The sequence below is a fragment of the uncultured Varibaculum sp. genome, from assembly GCF_902489465.1.
Lineage (GTDB): Bacteria > Actinomycetota > Actinomycetes > Actinomycetales > Actinomycetaceae > Varibaculum.
In genome coordinates this window covers 32,364-53,128 of record NZ_CABTZZ010000008.1, presented here as the reverse complement: position 1 = coordinate 53,128, position 20,765 = coordinate 32,364, and the positions used below count along the sequence as shown (strand labels likewise).

Below are 20,765 nucleotides of genomic sequence, written 5' to 3'. Positions count from 1 at the left end.
TCCACTTTTACTTGCGAGTTCGGTGTCGGCTCAGCAGCAAAACTCCCCCAAATCCGATACTTAGCGCTGCTAGAAGCAGCGATAGCTCGCTGGAAGCACCGGTGGAGGGCATCGCAGAAGTATTGTTTTGCTGGCGGGGTTTAGCGCTAGGCTTCGACCCGGTGCTGCCCGGTTTTACCGCCCCACTATCGCTACCGATTCCTGGTTTAGTATCTGGTTGCCCGTCAGGCTTTCCAGGTTTATCAGGGTTCGGGTTATCGGGATTGGGCTCCTCCGGCGAGGGCGCGCATTTTTCTTTTTCCGCTGCGCTCATATCGCGAGCGCCCTTCTCGGTAGTCACCTGGGCATTAGCAGTATCAAGCACCCATTTAGCCCCAGCTACATCCCAAATATATTCGGTAGTGGTAACGCTGCGGGTCTGCATAACTTTGAAGGTCTTACAATTGCTGGCTTCTTGCCCTGGGGAGTCAGTCCAATCGCCTTTTACCACCTGCGGAGCAGGTTTTTCGGGTTTTTCCGGCTGCGGCGGATCAACTTGCCCTGGGTCGTCGCCCATATCTAGGGTCCATTCGCTCTTTGTGCCCTCTTTAAACCTAAATAGGTCGCTCGCGGGCCGAGCTACAATTTTGGTTTTTCCATAGGGCAGCGGAACTGCCTGCTGCGGGGTTAGCAGCTCATCACCTAAGTAATAATTAACCCCCGTAACTGCCGGCACTAGGAAATATCCGGGATATTCTTTTCCTTGCTCCGTTAGGGGTTGCTTTTCAGCTACGGGAGCAACCGGGGTTACTTCCGTTCCGTTTTGAGCGCACAAAGCTCCGAAACGAATCTCAGCTGCACCCCCAAAATCATTTCCTGCCTGGGAATTTAGCTGAACCATCCGCACGTATTTGCCGCTTAGCTGTTTGTCAGCTGCAAAGTTAAATACTTGTGGGTCGGCATGATTCTTCAAAGAACCACTAATGGCGCTCGTCCAGTCGCTGCCATTTTCGGATACTTCAATCCGGAAATCTTTAACCCGCGAGTTTTCTTGCCCGCTGCGTGCCGTATATTCAAACCCGGTAATCACGCATTTTTGCTCTGGCGCAGCTTTGAGCTGCGCGGTAACGGTGTGCGGGAAAGTACCAGCAGGAGCAGCCCAACGGGTATGCCAATAGGTATTGGGATCGCCGTCAAATGCGGCGCTCACCGGCCCCGAGGGTTTTGGTTCATTATCTGCCTGCGAGGAGGCAGTAATGCTTTCATATCCGCAATTCGGGTCATCCATCGTGGGGCATTGCGCAACTGGGTTTAGCAGTTCCTCGCGATCAGACACAATGGTGGCGGTGACTTCGGCACTTCTATTAGCCCCAATCTGGGTGGCACGAAGCTGATGAGTACCGGTGTCTTGGGGGCGTAACACTTTTTCTGCCTTGTCAAAGAACGGCAGATAGTATTCGGCGCTTCCATCCGCCCCGGGCATAGCCAAGAACTGATCTTTGTCATTCCAGGCGAGTTTTACATATTTGCCAGGTTCAAATCCGCTGAGCTTTACTTTTACCCGCTCATAGGGGCGGATGAGATTCTTTTCAATGGTGATAGTCGGTTTTTTACTTCCGTCCCAGGAGCTATTTTCACTGGGATCGGGGGCGCCATTTGCCACATTTACCGTAAAGGTGGCTTTTTGTCCGTTTGAGCCCGTAATAGTACCGGTATAGGTTCCGGGATTCGCATAGGGGTGTTTTCCGCTCACTTTGTATAGTGGGCTGCTATGTAAGGCATCTCGGGAATGACTTTGGGTGAATATTGCCGGTGAGGGCGCGGAGCCGTCCCCCCAATCGATAGTGGCGCTAAAGGGAGTGTCCCCGAGGGCGGAAGCGGCGTTACCTGCTTTCGTGATTTGCGTTCCCTCAGAGTTTTTCACAGTGCCGGGAGCCGCAAACTCGCCTACTGCAAGATTCATGGAGCGGTTGGGTGCTACTTTTTGGTCTACCCCGGCTAACGCGGTTTGCCAATTGGCTTTGGGACCGTCAAAGAAGTTCACTGCCGAAACAGTGAGCCTATCTCCCATAGCCGCCATGCGCTGTTTGAACTGGTTTACGTTTCTCTTCACTTGTGGAGTCCAGGCTACTTCCGCGTGAGAGATTGAGCGCGGCCACATTAACCATTCTGCCTGGTATGCCCCGCGAATAGTTTCTGACCATTGCACGGCTACTGTCCCTACAATGCTGCTTTCGGGGATCCCTTTGATTACTTGTGCCGGGTCCCAGTTATAGTATTTATCGAAATCTCCAGTTCCGCTCCAGGTTAAACCAATACTGTTGCCACCGGGAACTCCATATTTCATATCTATATAGGCGGTCGAGGCGTTCGATACCGCGACTTTAACGCCCTCGTTTTGGATTGCTCGTTTCGTGTTAGCGGTATTACCGGTCCAATACTGTACCAAGTCCCCAGGCTGTAGCGTGTTTGAGGCTATTTCATTCCATCCGATTGGAGATTTGCCTTGATCACGAACTGCTTGCGCGGACATGTCTAGAAACTCATTGAATTTGTCTTTCCCAAGTTTGGCAACCATATCGTGGGATTCGTCCCCTCCAATATGAATAGTTTTACCGGGAGTCAGCGCAGCCAGTTGTTTAAATACGTGGCGAACAAAATACTGGGTGTGCTTTGAGTCTGGATCCAGGTAGGAATAACCCACATCTCCCGTTCCATTAGCGGGGGCAACCTGCCATTTAGCAGGATCGGTGATGGCGTTGCCATCGGCATCTACAGTGCCATTGTGAGAGGAGTTGGCAGAGTTTAATTGCGGGATGGCGGCTAGCGCTGCATTGGTGTGTCCGGGCATATCAAACTCGGGCTGAATCGTTACGAAACGCTCGGCCGCATATTTAACTAGTTCTTTATATTCTTCCTGAGTGTAGAAACCGTGATGGCCCAATTCGACTACATTATCGTCGGCCTGCTGACTAGAGCCGGTTAAATCCTTTAACGAATAGGCTTCCGAGTTCCAGTTCATTGCGGTTTTGCCGGAAACCTCGGTGAGCTTGGTGTAGTCGATAGTGTCCCCAGCTTTGCGTCCCTCATTGGTTATTTGCAGCCGCCAACCCTGATCATCTGAAAGGTGTAGATGTAAACGGGAGCCTTTCACATTGGCAAAAGTGTCAATCATTTGTTTTAAGTCAGCGATTGTGAGGAACGAGCGGGCGACATCGGCTTGTATCGCGCGGTGTGCAAACCGGGGCGCGTCCTTGACCGTAATCGCGGGGGCTAGCCACTGGCTGTTTACCTGATGTGGAGAATAGATAAAGGCGGGGAATAGTTGCAGCAGGGTACGGGTAGCGTTCCAAACGCCTTGCGCAGATTTTCCTACAATCTCTATCCCGTTTTCACTGACCTTTAAGCTATAGGCTTCCTCGATATTTCCACTGGTTAAACCGGTGGTGTCTAGAGCGGTGTCTACCCGTAAACTGATTTGTCCGTCTTTGCCCACTGGCAGGGGAAATCCGGTGGAGGCACGCATAGTTTTGGCGGTCATCTCCGCTACCGTTTTAGAAGCGGAATCGGCTTTGATTTTAGTATCTGTACCTAATTCGAAACCGCCTTCCCCGGGGGTCATTTCCGCAGGCAATGGAATCAAATTAGGTTGGGCTGGAGCTACCGGTTCCGCCGCGTCCCATACTTCAAATTCGTATAGGGAGACCCCGTATTTAATTCCTTGGAAAGGGGTGCGGCTCTCGGCCTGCATTTTCACGTATTTCCAAGTTCCATTAGCGGTAGCCGCATTGAGTTTTTGGGTATCTGTGCTGGAACACTGAGGGCGGATAGTGTCGCTGGCTTTTTCCCAAGTGGTTCCGTCATTTGAAACCTCTAAATGATAGGAGGCGGCACAGGCAGCTTCCCATTTAATAGTTATGTGGTCGATTTTGATGGCTTCTTTTAGGTGTACCGCAATCCAGGCTTGGTCACTGTGATTGGATGACCAGCGAGAATCGCCGCTGTCGTTACCATCGATAGCGGCTGCTGCCTGCCATTTATCAGCAACTTCATTCCCGGAAGCACTAACGCTGCCTCCTTTTGCTACTAATGCGTGATTAGTCGGCTCTGCAGCCTCTGCTGTCCCGATGCCGGCTGGCAATAATGCCGCTAGCGCCAGAGCGCCTGCCCCTAAAAGGCTAAAAACCTTTTTAGACCGGTTAAACATTTCCTGCACCTTCCTGTTTCGCAATCCCACAATCGCGCTACCACTGCCCAATCAAACCTATTTAAGGAGGTACTTTAGGGGAAGTATCCCCCCAAAAGTACCTGTTATTTTTGCCGCTCTAGGCACCATCAACGCTGCTTAGAGCGGAAGTTGTTCACCAGAACCAAAGTTAGCCCCAAAGGCATCCCTAGCAGAGTTAATAGCAATAATTCGCCCGCGGAAGTCCCGGTATTTACCAAATCCGGATTCCGTACCTGCTGATTCGCCTCTTTTTGCTGAGCATTGGATTTTTGTTTGCTATTGGACGTATTCGTCACCCCAGACGGGGCGGTTGTCCCCGGTTTGCTTGCTGTTCCTGGTTTTTCTCCAGGAGGATTCGTTCCTGGTTTGTCTGATTCTCCGCCGCTTTCTCCCGGTTTATTTCCGGGGCAGGCGCTCTTTTCGGCTGCGGTCATCTCTCGCAATCTGGTCTCGGTCTTTTCCACAGCATTTGCGTCATCGAGAATCCATTTAGTGGTATCCCAACGGTAATCAGTGGTGGTGACGGTGCGGGACTGACTGACTGTTCCTTGTTCGCAATCGCTACTATCCGGAACATCTTGCCACCCACTAGCCGCAATTTTGGCATCCGGTTTTTGTGGCTTAGGTAGATTGAGCTGCCAGCCAGCTGGTATCTTAGGAGCGAACTCGTCCCAAGCGGTTCCTTCACCTACTTTAGGAAGCTGATTGCCTCCATAAACATCCACTATTATGGGCTCTTCTTCCGTGCCAAAACCGTAATAGCGTAGATCCGATTGCCCGAAGACGGCACCTGACTTCAAATGAATTTTCGCGCCTTTAGGTAAACGCAATCCTCTTAACTGTTCTAAGGAGTTAAAGGGACTAGCTAAAGTACCTAGTCCGGCTTCCTTAGCGGCAGGATCGATATAATAATCCAGTTGCACTTCCGGATCTTGATTTGCACTTCCAAAAAGCCGCAAATCTGAAAGAGCAAATGGTCCGCGATTGTCCGTTACCCGAACCCGGAATTTTTGTGCCGTCTCAGGCGCAGCCAGTTGCACAATCCGGCGAACCCCCACAGTGCCGGTAGCGGAATTACGGTTGATCTTCACCGGCTGCCATCCGTCAGCAGTTTCTTTCTCAATCACAAAACTTTGAATGTTTTGGCCGTGATTTAAAGTATCTTCCGCCAAGGAAACATAGTTAACAGTTTTTTCTGCTCCTAAATCAACCTCAAAGCTGGTTTCCCCAGTGAAAGCTTGTCCACCCGTGCGCAGATTATTATCGGTGTAAACCCTAGTGTTTTCCCCGCCTACGTTAACCGGTCGCCCTAAAGCATGGTCGAGTGCGAAAGCCTTTCGCCGTTCAACCGCAAAATCTTGTAAAGCTTTTATCTCGTTAGCGGAAAATTTCCCAGTCTTATTCGGAGGTACATTCAAAAGCATTACCGAGTTACGAGCCACGTTTTCTAGGTATTTGTTCCATAACGCTGTGCCAGATTTAACGGTTGAATTATCTTCATCCGCATCAATCTGCCAGAACCAATCCCTGGTAAGCTTCATATCTGCTTCTGCTGGCCACCAGCGTAGATATTGCGCTCCCCCGCTGCGAACCGCATTAACTATTTGATCATCGCTGCCCAAGTTTTGGTTAAAGTGCCCCGCTTGTCCGCTAATATCAATTTTCCCGGACTCAAGCTGTTTGACCGGAATAACTGAGGGCTCATTTGCGCGTCCGCGACCCTCCTCATTACCGATCCAACGTACGTCGGGGCCGCCCACAGCGATAACCGCATTCGGCTGCAATTGGCGAATCAAATCGTAGTAGGCAGAATAATCAAAAAGCTCATGTTTATCGGTGTTACCGGCAGCGCCATCAAACCAAACTTCGTCAACGTCGCCATATTGAGTCAACACTTCGTAGAGTTGATTCAGGAAATACTCCCCATAATCAGTTGCCGGGTATTTATAGAACTTATCTATTTTTCCAGAACGGTCATCCCCGTCTATTAGGGTGGGAATCGTGCGCTCGGTTTTTGCCGATCCGTTTCCAAAGAGCCCCTTAATTTCTGCACTCGAATCAGCAGGTGACAGATAGAATCCTACCCGCATCCCATATTTTTTCGCGGCCTTGGCTACATCTCGGGGAATATCGGCGTTTGGTACTGCCGAAGAGCCGATATCGTGATCAGTGTAGCGCGAATCGTATAGCAAGAATCCATCATGGTGCTTGACAGTTAAAATGACTGTCCCAAAACCTGCCTCTGCCAGATTCTTTACCCATTGGTCAACATCTAAATCCGTGGGCGCGAAACGCTGAGGATCTTCGGTACCATGCCCCCAACCTTGATTGTAGAAAGTGTTAACCCCGTAATGAATAAACGCCGTTAATTCTTGTTCTTGCCAGCGTAACTGCTCCTTAGTAGGCCTGACTAAGGATGCTTTTTTCAAAATATGTTCGCGACAGTCAGCGGGACTTACCGCAATTTGAGTTGCTGGTTCGATTTCTTCCCAGGCGGCACAGGGAACGTCATCGGGATTTCCCTCCTGACTTTCGGCGGGCTGAAATTCAAATCCGTCCTGGTAATTGTAACTATTTGCTGGGGTAAAACGTAACGCCTGCAAACTACCTTTCAGCCCTCTATTTTGGGCATTGGGAGCCGTATGCACTTCCGCCCCGAACCCGAACTTTGACTCTAAACCGTTTGAAACCGCCGCCGGCGCAGGGCTTACAATCTCTGGATACTCGTTTCCGTCTACGGCAACCCTTACCGCGGTGCCCCCGTTTTTAGGCCAAACAGTCACCGATAGCGCATGTTCTTTCCCAGCTGGTGGAGCCAAAATAGTTTGTTTGGTGTCTGTCCAACGTCCTCCTTGTTGATACGACAGACCATATTCCAAGTGACCGGCATCAACATACCGCACAAAAAGGTTGCCGCCGGCAGAAAAAATAGTAGCAAGATTATTTTGGTTCGCCTGCGGAGTATATTTCACCTCAGCGGTAAAGCCGTTAGTAGCAACCCCCTCGCCTAGAGTAAAAAACACCGTACCCGTGCCCGAAGTGCGAGCACTGGTATAGAAAAGACCCTGGTTACCCCCAGCTAAAACAATCTTGCCGGTTTCTTGAGTTTCTCCCCCATCTTTGCGGGTCACTGCTCCTTTGAGGATTTCATCCGCCTGGGTGGTCAACCCTCCGCTCTCTAAAGATCCCCCGAATGCAACATTTAATAAATCCGTGTCCGCAGCGTGAGCTAGGGAAATACTCCCCAGAGCCCCTATAGATAACGAGGCAGAAAATAGGAAAACGGCACAAGAACGCAGCAAACGTTTTAAACTTTTCTTCACTTCTTCGTGTCTTTCTGAGTACTGATCAAAGGACAGCGACATTACTGCCCGGGGGACATACCCTTTTAGTTCCAAGGGTGCTGTCAGTTTAACAAAAGGAAATACTCAGGAACGAATCTTTCTTTGAAAATGAGACTAAGCTTTCAGCGGGGCTCGGTTTGCGCAATCCTTATCGAGGTCAGCGACACCGGTGGCTAAATCCGGGCTAAGGATTCGCCACCAAGAAAACTACTTAAGTGAGAGTCTACTGCCGGTTAAGGGGACTGCGATGCTCCAGGGCAGCGTGAAACTCTTGCACTTGTCCCGGTGCCACCGTAATTACGCCTTCGCATTCTGGACGGTTAAAAGCATCCGTCATCGCTAACAGAGGTTCTACCGCTACCGCGATGCCCCGCCGATATGCCAAATCCTGACCGGTATAGATCTGGAAAGATCCTAAGCCCAGCCCCTGGCGAGCCCCAATCAACTCTACGGCAGTTTGAGAACCATCCACATGGTCAACTAAGGCGGTAGCCACCCCATCTTCAGCCACTAGGGAAGTCATTCCCCAGTCAATGTCGCGGCGGTGCACCAAAGTAACTGGATAAGCTTGGGTGGAAAATCCTTTTATTCCCGGTTTAGGAATCAGATTCTTATCAGTTTGGATACGAACTTGGGAAGGCACCGTGATTTTAGTAGTTTCCGCGCTGCCTGCTTGACACACCAGGTAGGGATGCCACCCCAAGGTAATCGGCGCGTCTGCCTCACCATTATTTCTGGCCATTATATCTAGGGAGAGTCGATGGGGATCAGCGCATATCCGATAGGCAACTTCCACTTCCACTTCAAAGGGATAGGCTTCGAGCTTTGGGACTTGAACCTTTGCTCGCAGGAAGTCTTCCCCCGCCTCAACTAACTCAAAAGGTTGATCTGCAACCAAACCATGTAACGCCAGCGAACCGCCCACGGTTTTCCCTGCGAAATCATACTCGCGTCCTTGGAAACTATATTTGCCATCACGTAAACGATTTGACCAAGGAGCCATAACCGCATTCCGGAAACCATTCATTTCCCGCGCCTCTTGCGCGTCACGATACCCGTCTAGTACGTGTACCTTACGCTGCTTTAGAGGGTAAGCACCATCGGGAGGCAAAGGAAAATCGGAAATGTCTTGAAAATGGTCTTCTACCTGCCAATCCAGGACAGTTGCCCCGATTTTGGCGATTGATACCGAGTCTTCGCCCGCTTTCAGCGTCCAGGTTTCGAAACTCAAGTTTGCTCCTTAAAATTAAAACAAGGTAATACCAAAGAGCCCTTACCTATTAGTCTATAGCTCACGCAGATTATTCAGGGCACTTATTTCTATTTATTTCTTTTTCCTTATTACTACGTTCACCAATTTTGGTTCTCGCACTATCACCTTCAAAGGTTCGCTTCCTGCAAGGGTGCGCTGCACCACTTCGGTTTCCAGTGCCTGTTTTTCTAGCTCCTCGCCTGATATAGATTGCGGTACTTGCAAGCGGTACTTCACCTTGCCGTTAATCTGTACCACCGCCGTGATTTCCTCTTCTACCAGTAGAGATTCATCGGTTACTACCGGGAAAGGTTCACGTGCCAACGAGGAAGAGTGCCCCAGCCGATTCCAAAGTTCTTCGGCAATATGGGGAGCCAGCGGAGAAATCATTAGCACCAATGCCTCTACGGCTTCCCGAGGAACCGCTTTCAGCCCAGTCAAGTGATTATTGAGCACGATCAGATCCGAAACCACCAGGTTAAGACGCATTTCCCGGTAGTCTTCGGTTACCGCCGCAATCGCCTTGGCCAGGGCACGTTGGGTTTCCAAATCGGGCGCGTCCTCGCTAACGGTTACCTCTCCAGTGTTCTCATCAACCACATTGCGCCATAGTCGCTGTAAGAAACGCTGGGAACCGACCACTGCCCGAGTTTCCCAAGGCCGCGACATATCCAGCGGCCCCATCGACATTTCATAGACCCGGAAAGTGTCCGCCCCGTATTCGTCGCAAATATCGTCGGGAGTAACGATATTCTTCAAGGATTTACCCATCTTGCCGTATTCGCGTTTCACCGGCTGTCCCTCGTAGCTGAAACCACTGGCTTCATCACCTGCTACTTCGGCAGCGGGAACGTACGCCCCCCGCTTGTCTGTATAGGCATAAGCCTGGATATAGCCTTGGTTAAACAGCTTATGGAAAGGTTCACTGCTAGAAAGATGACCCAAATCGTAAAGAACTTTGTGCCAAAAACGCGCATAAAGCAGATGAAGAACCGCGTGTTCTACACCGCCTACATATAGATCGGTACCTCCCGAGGATGCGCCCTCGCGCGGTCCCATCCAGTAACGCTCATTTTCCGCCTTAGCCAGGAAATCCTTCTCCCCTGGATCGAGGTAGCGTAGCTCGTAGCAGCAAGAACCCGCCCAGTTAGGCATCACGTTAGTGTCCCGATAATAGGTTTGTTTGCCCTGCCCCAAATCCAGTTCCACTTTTACCCAGTCGGTGGCGCGCCCCAGAGGAGCTTCCGGCTGCGAATCCGCATCGTCAGGCGCAAAAGTGCGTGGAGAGAAATTATCTACCTCCGGCAAGTCCAGGGGCAGCATGGATTCCGGAAGGGCGTGCACCACGCCGTCCTCGTCATAAACCACAGGGAAAGGCTCTCCCCAGTAGCGCTGACGGGAGAATAGCCAATCACGCAGCCGATAAGTGGTGGCAGCTTCCCCCAATCCGGCAGTTTCTAGCCAGGAAGTAATTTTCTTAATTGCTTCCGTTTTACCTAATCCGTTAAGGCTAATCTGGTCATTAGCCGAATTCTGGATCACCCCATCCCCGATCCAAGCAGCATCTTTATCTGCATCTGGCGCGGGAGTAATCGTGTAAATAATGTCCAGGTCAAACTTCTTCGCAAAATCCCAGTCACGCTGATCATGAGCCGGAACTGCCATAATCGCGCCAGTACCGTAGCCCATCATCACGTAGTCGGCGGTGAAAATCGGAATCGGACGATTATTGACCGGGTTAGTAGCAAACAAACCGGTAAATACCCCGGTCTTCTCGTGGGCATCTTCGCCGCGTTCGCGCTCGCTGCGGGCAGCTGCCTGTTGTTGGTAGGCGCGTACTGCCTGCTGCGGATTTTCATATCCGCCCGTCCAAGCCTTGCGAGTATCTGCAGGCCACTGGGCGGGAATTGGGAGTGCGCCCGTGGGAAGTTCACTTTGTGCCAAACCGGAAAGAATTGGGTGCTCGGGAGCTACCACCATGAAGGTGGCTCCAAACAAGGTATCGGGACGGGTGGTATAGACCTGCAGTTTTTCCGTATCTACCTGGAAAGTTACCGTCGCGCCTTGGGAGCGGCCAATCCAGTTTTCCTGCATTGTGCGCACTTTTTCCGGCCAATCCAAAGTGGCCAGATCTTGAATCAGACGGTCGCCATAGGCAGTAATCCGCATCATCCATTGCCGCAGATGTGAACGGAACACTGGGAAGTTACCGCGTTCAGAACGTCCCTCGGAGGTTACTTCCTCGTCCGCTAACACCGTCCCCAGACCTGGACACCAGTTAACAGGTGCGTAAGAAAGGTATGCCAGGCGGTAATCCTCGAGGATATCCTCGCGCTGCTTGGCGCTGAGGTCTTTCCATTGCTTACCGCGCGGCAGCGGTTTTTCCCCGCTGGCAAACTTTTCAATTAGCTCTTTAATAGGACGAGCCGCGCCTTTGCCTCCATCTGGGCGGGTAGCCTCCACGTCGTACCAAGAGTTGAAAATCTGTAGGAAAATCCACTGTGTCCAGCGGTAATAATCCTGATCAATAGTAGCGAAAGAGCGTCGTTGATCATGGGAGAGCCCAATGCGCGCCAACTGGCGATGCATAGTCGCGATATTCTCGCGGGTAGTCTTGCGCGGATGTTGCCCGGTAGTTACCGCGTACTGCTCCGCGGGCAAACCAAACGCGTCATACCCCATGGTGTAGAGGACGTTTTTCCCTTGCATCCGCTGGAACCGTCCCGTGACATCGGTGGAGATATAGCCTAGCGGGTGTCCCACATGCAGGCCTTTGCCTGATGGATAAGGGAACATATCCATTACGAAGAAAGGATCCTTGTCTGCCAGGGGACCGGCTAGGGAACCCACTGGGTTATCGGCATTGAAAGTGCCGTGGTCTAACCAGTGTTTTTGCCATTTTTCCTCGATTTGCCCTGCCATCTGGGCGGTGTATCGATATGCCGGTATATCGCTAGCGCTCTTGCTCATGGACTATTTTCTCCCTTCATTTCTCCCTCAAAGCCTACCCCATAGTGGGCGCTGACCGATTTTTACGCTAAGACCATAGAATCGGTAGCAAAAACTCTATTTACCACTGGTGAACTTGCTTTCCCGTTACTGCGCAGCAATCCTTACCCGATTATCGTAGGGTGAGCGTAATCGGTCACGTTATAGACACTGCCTCCGCGTTGCATAAGCACCGACAGCACCTGTGCTTTCTTTTGATTATCTTTACTGGCACCCCAAATAACCTTTTGCCCCGATACCAATTGCAGCTCTATATTTTCTGGCCGTACCGCCTGTGACTGTTTAGTTTTCTTTTTGATTTCCGGTGGCAATGATTCCACCACGCTGGCTGCCGATTTCAAACAATCCCGATTATCGCTGGCGGGGCAAGAACTAGCTACCGTCACCAGATTGGCTACAGCGAATCCCTTAGCTGGAAATACTTTCCCTTCTAGATCAACCACTGCTCCCTGCGCGGTTTTAGCCACCGGTTTTCGCAGCGTCAAATACACCACCATCCCCCGGGGAAACTCCCGGTTAACCTCTATCTGTTTAATCCACGGATTGTCTTTTTTAAGCGTTGCGCCCACCTGACCCGTAGGTACCCGCATTAAAGGTCTTCCCGCATAGGTCGACAGTTCTTCTTTGACCTGTCCCGCGGAAACTTGTTCGCTGGCACCTACAACTCGCGTTTTGCCCGGATCATAGGCAAAAACCGGGGAAAACCAGAACAGGTAGCCTAAGGCCACTATGATTATCACGATTAGCGCCCCGATACCGCCCCGGCGCAGTCGCTTGCGCCGCTTGATCTGCGCAATTTCTGCGCGCCGCTGCTCCAGCCCGCTGGATACCACTGCTCGATCTTTGGAAGCTAAAGTCACTTGCGAAGAACGCGAGCGGGACACCGCTTTTTTTCCTGCGCTTGCCGGGTGGCGATTAGTACGTACCCGAGTATTTTTTGATACTTCGGTGGCTTTAGAGCGGCGCGAAAAAGAAGATTTGCGGGAAGTCACTGCGCGAACCTCGAGGCTAAAATCTCTAAAACCAGCCCACCGGCCGCGGTCACGTCTCCCGCTCCCACGGTTAAGATCAAATCCCCGGGCTCAGCCGTATTAGCGAGGACGCGCGCCGCCTCATCCCGATCCCCCAAGTAGGAGCCGTGCTGCATCTTGTCTGTGATTAAGCGGGAAGTGACCCCCGCGATCGGATCTTCCCGTGCCCGGAAAATATCGCACACAACTACTTGATCAGCCATATCAAGCGCCTGGGCAAAGCGGGAAGCAAAATTGCGGGTGCGCGAATACAGGTGCGGCTGAAAGAGCACCAGAACGCGTCCTTCCCCGGCGGCCTCGCGCGCCTGGTGCATGAGGGCTTCCACCTCAGTGGGGTGATGAGCGTAGTCATCGATTACCCGGATCCGTTCAACCTCACCTTTGGTTTCAAACCGGCGCGCGGTTCCCTCGAAATCCCCTAAAGCCTGTGCAATTTCTGGCGCAGAAAAACCGGCAATTTGAGCTCCGAGGAACACTGCTGCCGCATTTAATAAATTATGTTGCCCCGGCATTGGTAGGCGCACAGTACTAGTTTTCCCCGCCACTATAAACTTTGCAGACACTGAGCTGGGATCTTCCGCCAGCGGTTTAATCAGGCAAAACTCATCCAAGTTGAGGGAGGGATCCTCTAACCCGTATCCGAGGATCCGGATCCCAGGCGCAGCGCATTCGCTTCGCGAGGATTCTCGGCGCTCAACCAGATGTCGACAGCCGGGATCATCAGTACAAACAATCAGGGTTCCACCTGGTTTAATACAGTTACTAAAATCAAAAAATGCCTCCGCAAACTTTTCCGGCGATCCATAGTTATCGAGGTGATCGGGCTCGATATTGGTAATAATCGCCACCTGGGGGCGGTAGTTCAGGAAAGAACCATCAGATTCATCGGCTTCGGCAATAAAATACTCTCCTTTACCCAGATGGGCTCCCGTTTGGTAGTGACGGACTATCCCTCCAACAGCAAAAGAAGGATCTGCCCCAAGTTGGGAAAGAGTTTGTGCCAACATGCCAGAAGTAGTGGTTTTACCATGCGCCCCCGCCACGGCCACGAACTTACGGTCAGCAGCCGCGAGCGCTAGCGCCTGGGATCGATGCATAAACCTACAACCGGCAGCTTTACCGGCAGCAAATTCGGGATTACTAGGGCGAATCGCACTGGAATAAACAATAGTCATCTCGGAAGTAATCAGCTCCGGCTGGGTACCCACCCAACATTTGACTCCCAGATTACGAAGTTTGTCTAAGTTATCGGATTCGTTTTGATCTGAACCGGTCAGTTCCCAGCCGCGTGCCACAAAAAGCTGCGCGACCACTGACATTCCAGCTCCCCCAACCCCGATAAAATGATATTTTGTCTCGCTCATCGACATACTTCCTCAGCAATTTGCGCCAGTTTCTTCGCGGCGTCGACTCCCTCTTCCGGCAGTGCCCGCGACATTTGTTGCAAACGTTCCGATGACAAGAGCAAAGGCACTACCTGTGTGGTAACGAAATCTGCATTGAAGCGGGCATTATCAACTAACAGAGCACCGCCACTTTTTACCGCGTCTTCGGCGTTAAGGCGCTGCTCGCCGTTGCCGATCGGCAGGGGCACATAGACCGCCGGCAGTGCTAAGGCGGTCATCTCCGCTACGGTACCGGCACCTGAACGGCAAACCACCAAGTCGGCGGCAGCTAGCGCCCTTTCCATATCCACCAGGTAATCAATAACCCGGTAACGCGACTTTAAGGATTCGGGAAGAGCACGCAGTACCGGTTGATCTTTATCTTTACCGGTTAAGTGAATTACCTGCATATTTTCCGGTAGCTGTACCGCTGCCTCCTGCAGGGCTTCGTTAAGGGAAAGCGCCCCCAAAGACCCCCCGGTAACCAGTAAAGTTGGCAGCTGCGCATCCAGATTAAAGGACTTAAGCGCCGCCTCCCGCTGTCGTTGTTGTTCTTGCGGATTCTGACGTTTTTGCGCTAACTGCGCTATTTCGGGACGCAGTGGCAAACCAATACAGGTGGTTCGCCCCTTCTTCGCCTCAAGTTTCGTGGAGGGAAAAGTTAAAGCAACTGCTTTTGCCCACCGTGCTCCTAGCCGGTTAGCCAAACCGGGACGCGCATTTTGTTCATGGATTACCAGCGGAACCTGCGCGCGCCGCGCCGCGAAATAAGCGGGAGTGGAAACATATCCCCCGAACCCGATGACTACCCCCACTTGTTTCTGACGGATCAGAGACTCTATTTTCCGCACCGTCGCCCGCATCCGAGTGGGGATGGTGAACAGCTGTAAAGAGGGGCGTCGCGGCAAGGGAATCCGCGGAATATAGTGCAAATCGAAGCCGGCAGCGGGCACTAGCTCACTCTCTTTGCCTTCCCTCGTACCAATAATCGTGACCTTCCAGCCTTGATCTCGCAGGCAGCGAGCCGCAGCCAGCAGCGGGTTAACATGACCGGAGGTTCCCCCTCCGGCTAAAAGTACCGATTTATTATTTTCCATCGCGTTTTTCCAATCTGACGGCTCTACTGGTACGCAAATATTTTGGCCGATGAGCTACCGCTGCAGCTACTCCTGGTTCTGCTCGCAAATAACTTAACAGCACCCCCATTTGTATCAGGGTGGCTAGCGCCGTGGAACCTCCCGAAGACACCAGCGGGAGTGGCACCCCTACTACCGGTAGGAATCCAATCACTACCATGATATTCATCAGCGCCTGTACCACTAGCCACCCCAGGGTTCCTGCAGCACACAAGCGGGTGGTCTGGTGGGTAGCATTGATGATTAACCGGCACAGTACCCAGGCGAGCAGCCCGAAAATTACCAGCACTAAAAGGGTACCGAAAAGCCCGAATTCTTCACCTAAAATTGCATAGATAAAGTCAGTATGAGCCTCCGGTAAATAATTCCATTTCTGGCGAGAGGCACCCGGTCCCACCCCGGTAAGTCCCCCGGTGCCCAATCCCCATTTTGCGCGCAGGGGCTGCAGACCAGAACCGGTAGGATTCGCCTGGGAGGGATGTAAAAAAGAAAGCACGCGAGCCCTGCGGGAAGCGGAACTAAGTACCGCTCCGACTGCGGCTAGGGAGAGCAGACCTATCCCGATCCCTAACCAGCGCAGAGAAATCCCGGCGATTAGCAATACGCACAGCAAAATAGAAACGAAAATCAGCAGGGTTCCCATATCGTGACCTGCCATCACCGTAGCCACAATAATTATGAATGGCAGCCCTACCCATTTGCACAGGTCTCCAAGGGAGTCTATGCGGCATCTGCCGGTAGCAAATACCGTAACTAACAGTAAAATAAATGCGACTTTTAGGAACTCGGACGGCTGTAATACCTGGTTGATACCGGGAATATAAACCCAGTTGCGATTGCCGCCTTGACCGCGGCCGAGCGAGGTAAAAACCGCTAACTGAGCGGCAATAGCCAGTGGGAATATTACCGGTAAGGCTATTTTTTCAAAGATATCTGCGGGGAGCCGTGATATGAACACCATGGCTGCAAAACCCACCGCCATAATCAGCAGGGGACGCGCCACTCCCCAATAGGGATTGGTACCGGCAGAAAGCTCCAGAATTACCGAGGCAGAAAACTGCATCATTAAACCGATCACCGCTAAGGCGATGATCAAGAACCACAGCATTTGGTAGTTAAATAAAGGGGTATGGGTGACAGAACGCCACAGGTTAAGCAGTTTGCGTTTGCCTTCTGGGTTATCCGATCGGAAAGATTCTGCTCGCTTTACTTCAATCCGCGGAATTCTTCCCCTAAATTTTTTGGTCTTAGGCTCACGAGGATGCATATGATCTGCAGTTTTTGTCCGCGTCGCCATCCCTATCCCTCCAAACGGGACACGGCATTTGCGAAAGCCTCCCCACGCTGCGAATAGTTTGCGAACTGGTCCCAGGAGGCACAGGCAGGCGCCAAAATAACTTTGTCTCCCGGCCGGGAAAGTGCGACTGCTTCGTTTACCACCGAGAACATCATGTCTTCATGGGCGGTAACTTCGACTACTGGAACATTAGGAGCGTGCTGTGCCAATGCCTGACGCAAAGCGGAGCGATCTTCCCCGATAAGCACTACTCCACGTAAAGTAGCAGCGATATCGGTAACTAACTGATTAAAAGATTGTCCCTTGGCATCCCCGCCAGCTATCCAAACCACTGAGGCAGGGGGCATTCCCGACAAAGAAGCAGCCGCGGCATGGGTGTTGGTGGCTTTGGAATCATCAATCCAAGTGACCTGCGCCGCCTGACCTACGATGGCTCTTCGATGCGCCTGCGGGATGAAGCTGCGGATTCCGTCACGCACGGCCTCGGGATCAACCCCTAAGGCTCTGGTGAGACCTGCTGCAGCTAATGCATCTTGCAGCACCGTAATCCCCGGCTCGGCGTGGTAATAGTGAAAATCGCCCATCCCCACAAGTGCCACTGCCTCTTTATAGGGATTTGCGCTATAGGCACGATCGATCAGCATATTTTCTACTATGCCCAACTGAAAAATATCGGGGGTACCAGTAGTAAAACCGATCGCCCGACAGCCTGCGGTGACCTCGGCAGCTAATGCTAAATCTAAGGTGCGGGAATCTTGCTGATTGTAGAGGACGGCTTTTTGAGCCCGTTCATAGACTCGAGCTTTTGCCGCAACATATGCTGCTTCGCTCCCATGCCAATCCAGATGATCTGCATCAATATTTAAACAGACTGCAGCCAGTGGCGATACTGTTTTAGTGGTGTAAAGCTGGAAGCTGGAGAGCTCTACCGCTAACACTTGGGCTTTAGCCTGGGCAGCTGCCAACACTACCGGGGAACCTACGTTTCCGACCGCTAGTGCCTGATAACCGGCAGCCTGCAAAATCGACTGGGTCATCGAAACCGTGGTGGTTTTCCCGTTGGTACCGGTAATTGCAAGCCACGGGGTATCCGGGCGGGAAGTAGCGGTTTTTTGGATCTGCCAAGCTAGTTCTACCTCTCCCCACAGTTCTACCTGGTGTTTTTGCGCCCAAGCGAACGCGCTATGTCGCGGAGGCACCCCGGGACTAACCACCAGCAGGGAGGGATCGATCTGGTCGAGAATATCTTCCCAGCTGTCCCCCTGTCCCTGGAAGAACTGCGCATGCGGGTAGTCCTTACCGCAGGCGGCAACTGCTTCCTCTTGGCCATCAATCCCAGATACTTTAGCGCCCAGGGTAGAAAGCACTTCACAACAGGCTCTGCCCGATGATCCCAAACCGATAATGCAGATAGATCGGCCTGCCCAGTTTTGGTTTGTCACTTGATTGCAACCACCCATTCTGCGTAGAACAAGGCAACGCCTATGATCGCGAACAGTCCGGCAATAATCCAGAACCTAACCACAATCGTTACTTCTTTCCACCCTTTTAACTCGAAGTGGTGATGCAAGGGCGCCATTTTAAAGACCCGTTTTCGAGTAAGTTTAAATACCCCCACCTGGATCACATCTGACATCACGATTAGAACAAATAATCCGCCGATGATTACGGCCAGGAATTCGGTACGAGTCAGAATTGATAGCCCTGCGAAAGCTCCCCCCAAAGCTAATGAACCGGTATCCCCCATGAAAATCTGAGCAGGCGAAGTGTTCCACCAAAGGAAACCAAAGCAGGCACCTACAATCGCCAGCGAGATGATCGCCAAATCTGCCGGATCCCGCACCTCATAACAGGCGGAAGCAACTTGGGGTGCCACATCCTGCAGCGGGCAGCGTTGATAATACTGCCAAGTAGCCACCCCGGTGTAGGCTCCGAAAGCAAATAGGCAAGCCCCTGCGGCTAAACCATCTAATCCATCGGTGAGATTTACCCCGTTTGACCAGGCCGCAATCAAAAAGTTAGACCACAGCGCAAATAGAATAAACGCCACTACGGTTCCGGCGAACGCTAAATCTAATCCACTAACGTCGCGTACCACTGAAATCTTGGTAGAGGCCGGGGTGATAGCAATCCCGGTTTCATCTCGGCGGGGAAACAGCAGTGCCAAGACTCCGAAAGTGGTTCCCACTGCCAGTTGCCCGACAATCTTTGCCCAGGGAGTTAGCCCTAAGGAGCGTTGACGCGAGATTTTAATGTAGTCATCTAAGAACCCGATGAGTCCTAGTCCCACTATCAGTAGCATCAACAGCCAACCCGAGGGCGAGGGAAATGTCCATGAAGCAATGTGCGCTACTACCCAACCGCAAACAGTCGCCAAAATGATGACCAGTCCCCCCATAGTGGGAGTACCGCGCTTAGTGTAATGTGCCGTGGGACCATCTTTCCGAATGAACTGGCCATACTGGTGTTTGCGCAATACCCGAATCAGTACCGGCGTTCCTGCCAGTGATATTACTAGGGAGGTTAATAGCGCTATTCCTAAAGGCACCATTAGCTGTCGCTACCTCCTGTTAAGGCTTCTGCAATTTTCCAGACCCCAGATCCGTTTGAGCCCTTAACTAATACCGTATCGCCGGGAGCTAGAACCTGCCTAACCACTCTAAGTGCCTCCTCGGCGTTTTCGCAGTGTTGAGCTTCGGCGTGGTCTAAAACAGTCTGGTAAATCGGGGTTGCTTGTTGACCCACGGTAACAACTACCTCTATTCCCGCTTCGATACAGGCCTTACCCACCAGGCGGTGGTGATTCTCGGAATCTGCTCCCAGCTCTAGCATTTCCCCCAAGATGGCCACCGCTCTCCCTTTTCCTTTAGCTTGCGTCAGGGTCTTTAAGGTGTTGATCCCCGAGCGCATAGAATCCAAATTGGCGTTATAGGAATCATCGATCACCGTAATATCAGATCCAATTTCCTGCACGTCAAGGCGGTGCTGCGACAAGGGACGGGCATTTTCGAGGACGCGCGCAGCCTCGTCAAGGGAAACCCCCAACTCGGTGGCGGCGGTAACTGCTGCCAAGGCGTTAGCCACGTTATGGCGCCCTACCAGCCCTAACTTCACTTTGAGAGTTTCTATCCCGCGGGTCATCCAGAATGTGGGTCGCCCATCGCCACCTACTGTAACTTGGGAGGCATAAACTCCCTTGGCCTCAGTTTCTCGCCCGGTTCTCTCTGGTTTAAGTTCTCCGAAGTAACGAATCTGCGCTCCGGAAGCCATTTGCCGTACCTTTTCATCCCCACAGTTCAAGATGGCTAGCGAGGGCGGCGTATCCCCGACCGGCGGATCCTTAGGGTAACCATCTTGCTCAAAAACTAGGCGAGCTTGCTGTGCTGGCGTACTTAATGGCCAATAGCGATTGCCCTCATAGTTTCTTAAGCCCCAAAGAAGTTCTGCTTTGGCTTGAGCCAGTCCCTCAACACTGCCAAATCCCCCCAAATGCGCATGTCCTACCATGAGCTCAATCGCCATATCTAAAGGGGCAATTTCGGTTAGCAGCGCCAGATGTCCCGGTCCGGAAGCACCCATTTCCAGAACCAAAAAATCTGTAGCTTCATCGGCGCGCAAAATGGTTAACGGCACCCCGACCTCATTGTTATAGGACTTCTCAGGCGCTATTACCTGACCTTTTAGCTGCAACAAGCTGGCCAGTAAATCTTTGGTGGTAGTTTTACCGGCTGAGCCGGTGATCCCGATACAAACTGGTCTTCTTCCGTGGCCTTTGCGCCGCAAAGCCGCTAAATGACAGTGTGCTAACCATCCGAGAGCGCGGGTGGCTTCCGGAACTTGCACATAGGGAATACCTACCTGTTCAGCCGGTTCTTTCCGTTCCACTAGGGCAGCAGCTGCCCCTGCCCGCAAGGCGTTTTCCAGGTAGTCATGTCCATCAGAGTTTTCCCCGACGCGGGCTACATATAAATCTCCTGGCGTAACCTCACGAGAATCAGTAACTACCCGCCCGGCGATAATAGTGTCTGATTTTTTGCACGTCCGGTTGAGGGCTTCAGCAATCCAACCTAGTGTCCACATTTGTCTGCTCCTATTAAAAAGTTC

General features: G+C 52.0%; 11 protein-coding genes. All 11 read right to left on the bottom strand.

Features of this window, described 5'->3' with window-relative positions:
• Positions 1-7 precede the first annotated feature (7 nt).
• The 11 genes from RDM26_RS02845 to murF all read right to left on the bottom strand — a co-directional run bounded on the left by RDM26_RS02845 (position 8) and on the right by murF (position 20,741).
• Positions 8-4,186 (bottom strand): family 20 glycosylhydrolase, encoded by a 4,179-nt coding sequence (locus RDM26_RS02845; protein WP_307737536.1) that lies wholly within the window; start codon positions 4,184-4,186, stop codon positions 8-10.
• Positions 4,187-4,314: 128 nt separating this feature from the next.
• Positions 4,315-7,530 (bottom strand): alpha-L-fucosidase, encoded by a 3,216-nt coding sequence (locus tag RDM26_RS02840; RefSeq protein ID WP_307737535.1) that lies wholly within the window; start codon positions 7,528-7,530, stop codon positions 4,315-4,317.
• Between the two features lie 244 nt (positions 7,531-7,774).
• Positions 7,775-8,782, bottom strand: coding sequence for a hypothetical protein (locus RDM26_RS02835; protein ID WP_307737534.1), 1,008 nt, complete (start codon positions 8,780-8,782; stop codon positions 7,775-7,777).
• A gap of 93 nt (positions 8,783-8,875) precedes the next feature.
• Positions 8,876-11,773: a class I tRNA ligase family protein gene (locus RDM26_RS02830; RefSeq protein ID WP_307737533.1), complete on the bottom strand. Its 2,898-nt coding sequence runs from the start codon at positions 11,771-11,773 to the stop codon at positions 8,876-8,878.
• A gap of 143 nt (positions 11,774-11,916) precedes the next feature.
• Positions 11,917-12,804 carry an FtsQ-type POTRA domain-containing protein gene (locus RDM26_RS02825; protein ID WP_307737532.1) on the bottom strand — a complete coding sequence of 296 codons (888 nt, stop codon included), beginning with the start codon at positions 12,802-12,804 and terminating at the stop codon, positions 11,917-11,919.
• The gene (gene murC / locus RDM26_RS02820; protein ID WP_307737531.1) at positions 12,801-14,207 is read right to left on the bottom strand and encodes a UDP-N-acetylmuramate--L-alanine ligase; all 1,407 of its coding nucleotides are present in this window, start codon (positions 14,205-14,207) and stop codon (positions 12,801-12,803) included. Before murC ends, RDM26_RS02825 begins: the two co-directional genes overlap by 4 nt.
• Positions 14,204-15,325, bottom strand: a complete 1,122-nt coding sequence (gene murG, locus RDM26_RS02815) for an undecaprenyldiphospho-muramoylpentapeptide beta-N-acetylglucosaminyltransferase (RefSeq protein WP_307737530.1) — start codon at positions 15,323-15,325, stop codon at positions 14,204-14,206. Before murG ends, murC begins: the two co-directional genes overlap by 4 nt.
• Positions 15,315-16,661 carry an FtsW/RodA/SpoVE family cell cycle protein gene (locus tag RDM26_RS02810; RefSeq protein WP_307737529.1) on the bottom strand — a complete coding sequence of 449 codons (1,347 nt, stop codon included), beginning with the start codon at positions 16,659-16,661 and terminating at the stop codon, positions 15,315-15,317. The genes murG and RDM26_RS02810 overlap by 11 nt, the downstream gene beginning before the upstream one ends.
• A gap of 2 nt (positions 16,662-16,663) precedes the next feature.
• The gene (gene murD, locus RDM26_RS02805) at positions 16,664-18,103 is read right to left on the bottom strand and encodes a UDP-N-acetylmuramoyl-L-alanine--D-glutamate ligase (protein WP_307737528.1); all 1,440 of its coding nucleotides are present in this window, start codon (positions 18,101-18,103) and stop codon (positions 16,664-16,666) included.
• A complete protein-coding gene (mraY, locus tag RDM26_RS02800; RefSeq protein ID WP_307737527.1) occupies positions 18,100-19,212 on the bottom strand; it encodes a phospho-N-acetylmuramoyl-pentapeptide-transferase in 1,113 nt (370 codons plus the stop codon). Before mraY ends, murD begins: the two co-directional genes overlap by 4 nt.
• Complete coding sequence (murF, locus tag RDM26_RS02795) at positions 19,212-20,741, bottom strand: Mur ligase family protein (RefSeq protein ID WP_307737526.1); 1,530 nt, start codon at positions 20,739-20,741, stop codon at positions 19,212-19,214. Before murF ends, mraY begins: the two co-directional genes overlap by 1 nt.
• Between the last annotated feature and the right edge of the window lie 24 nt (positions 20,742-20,765).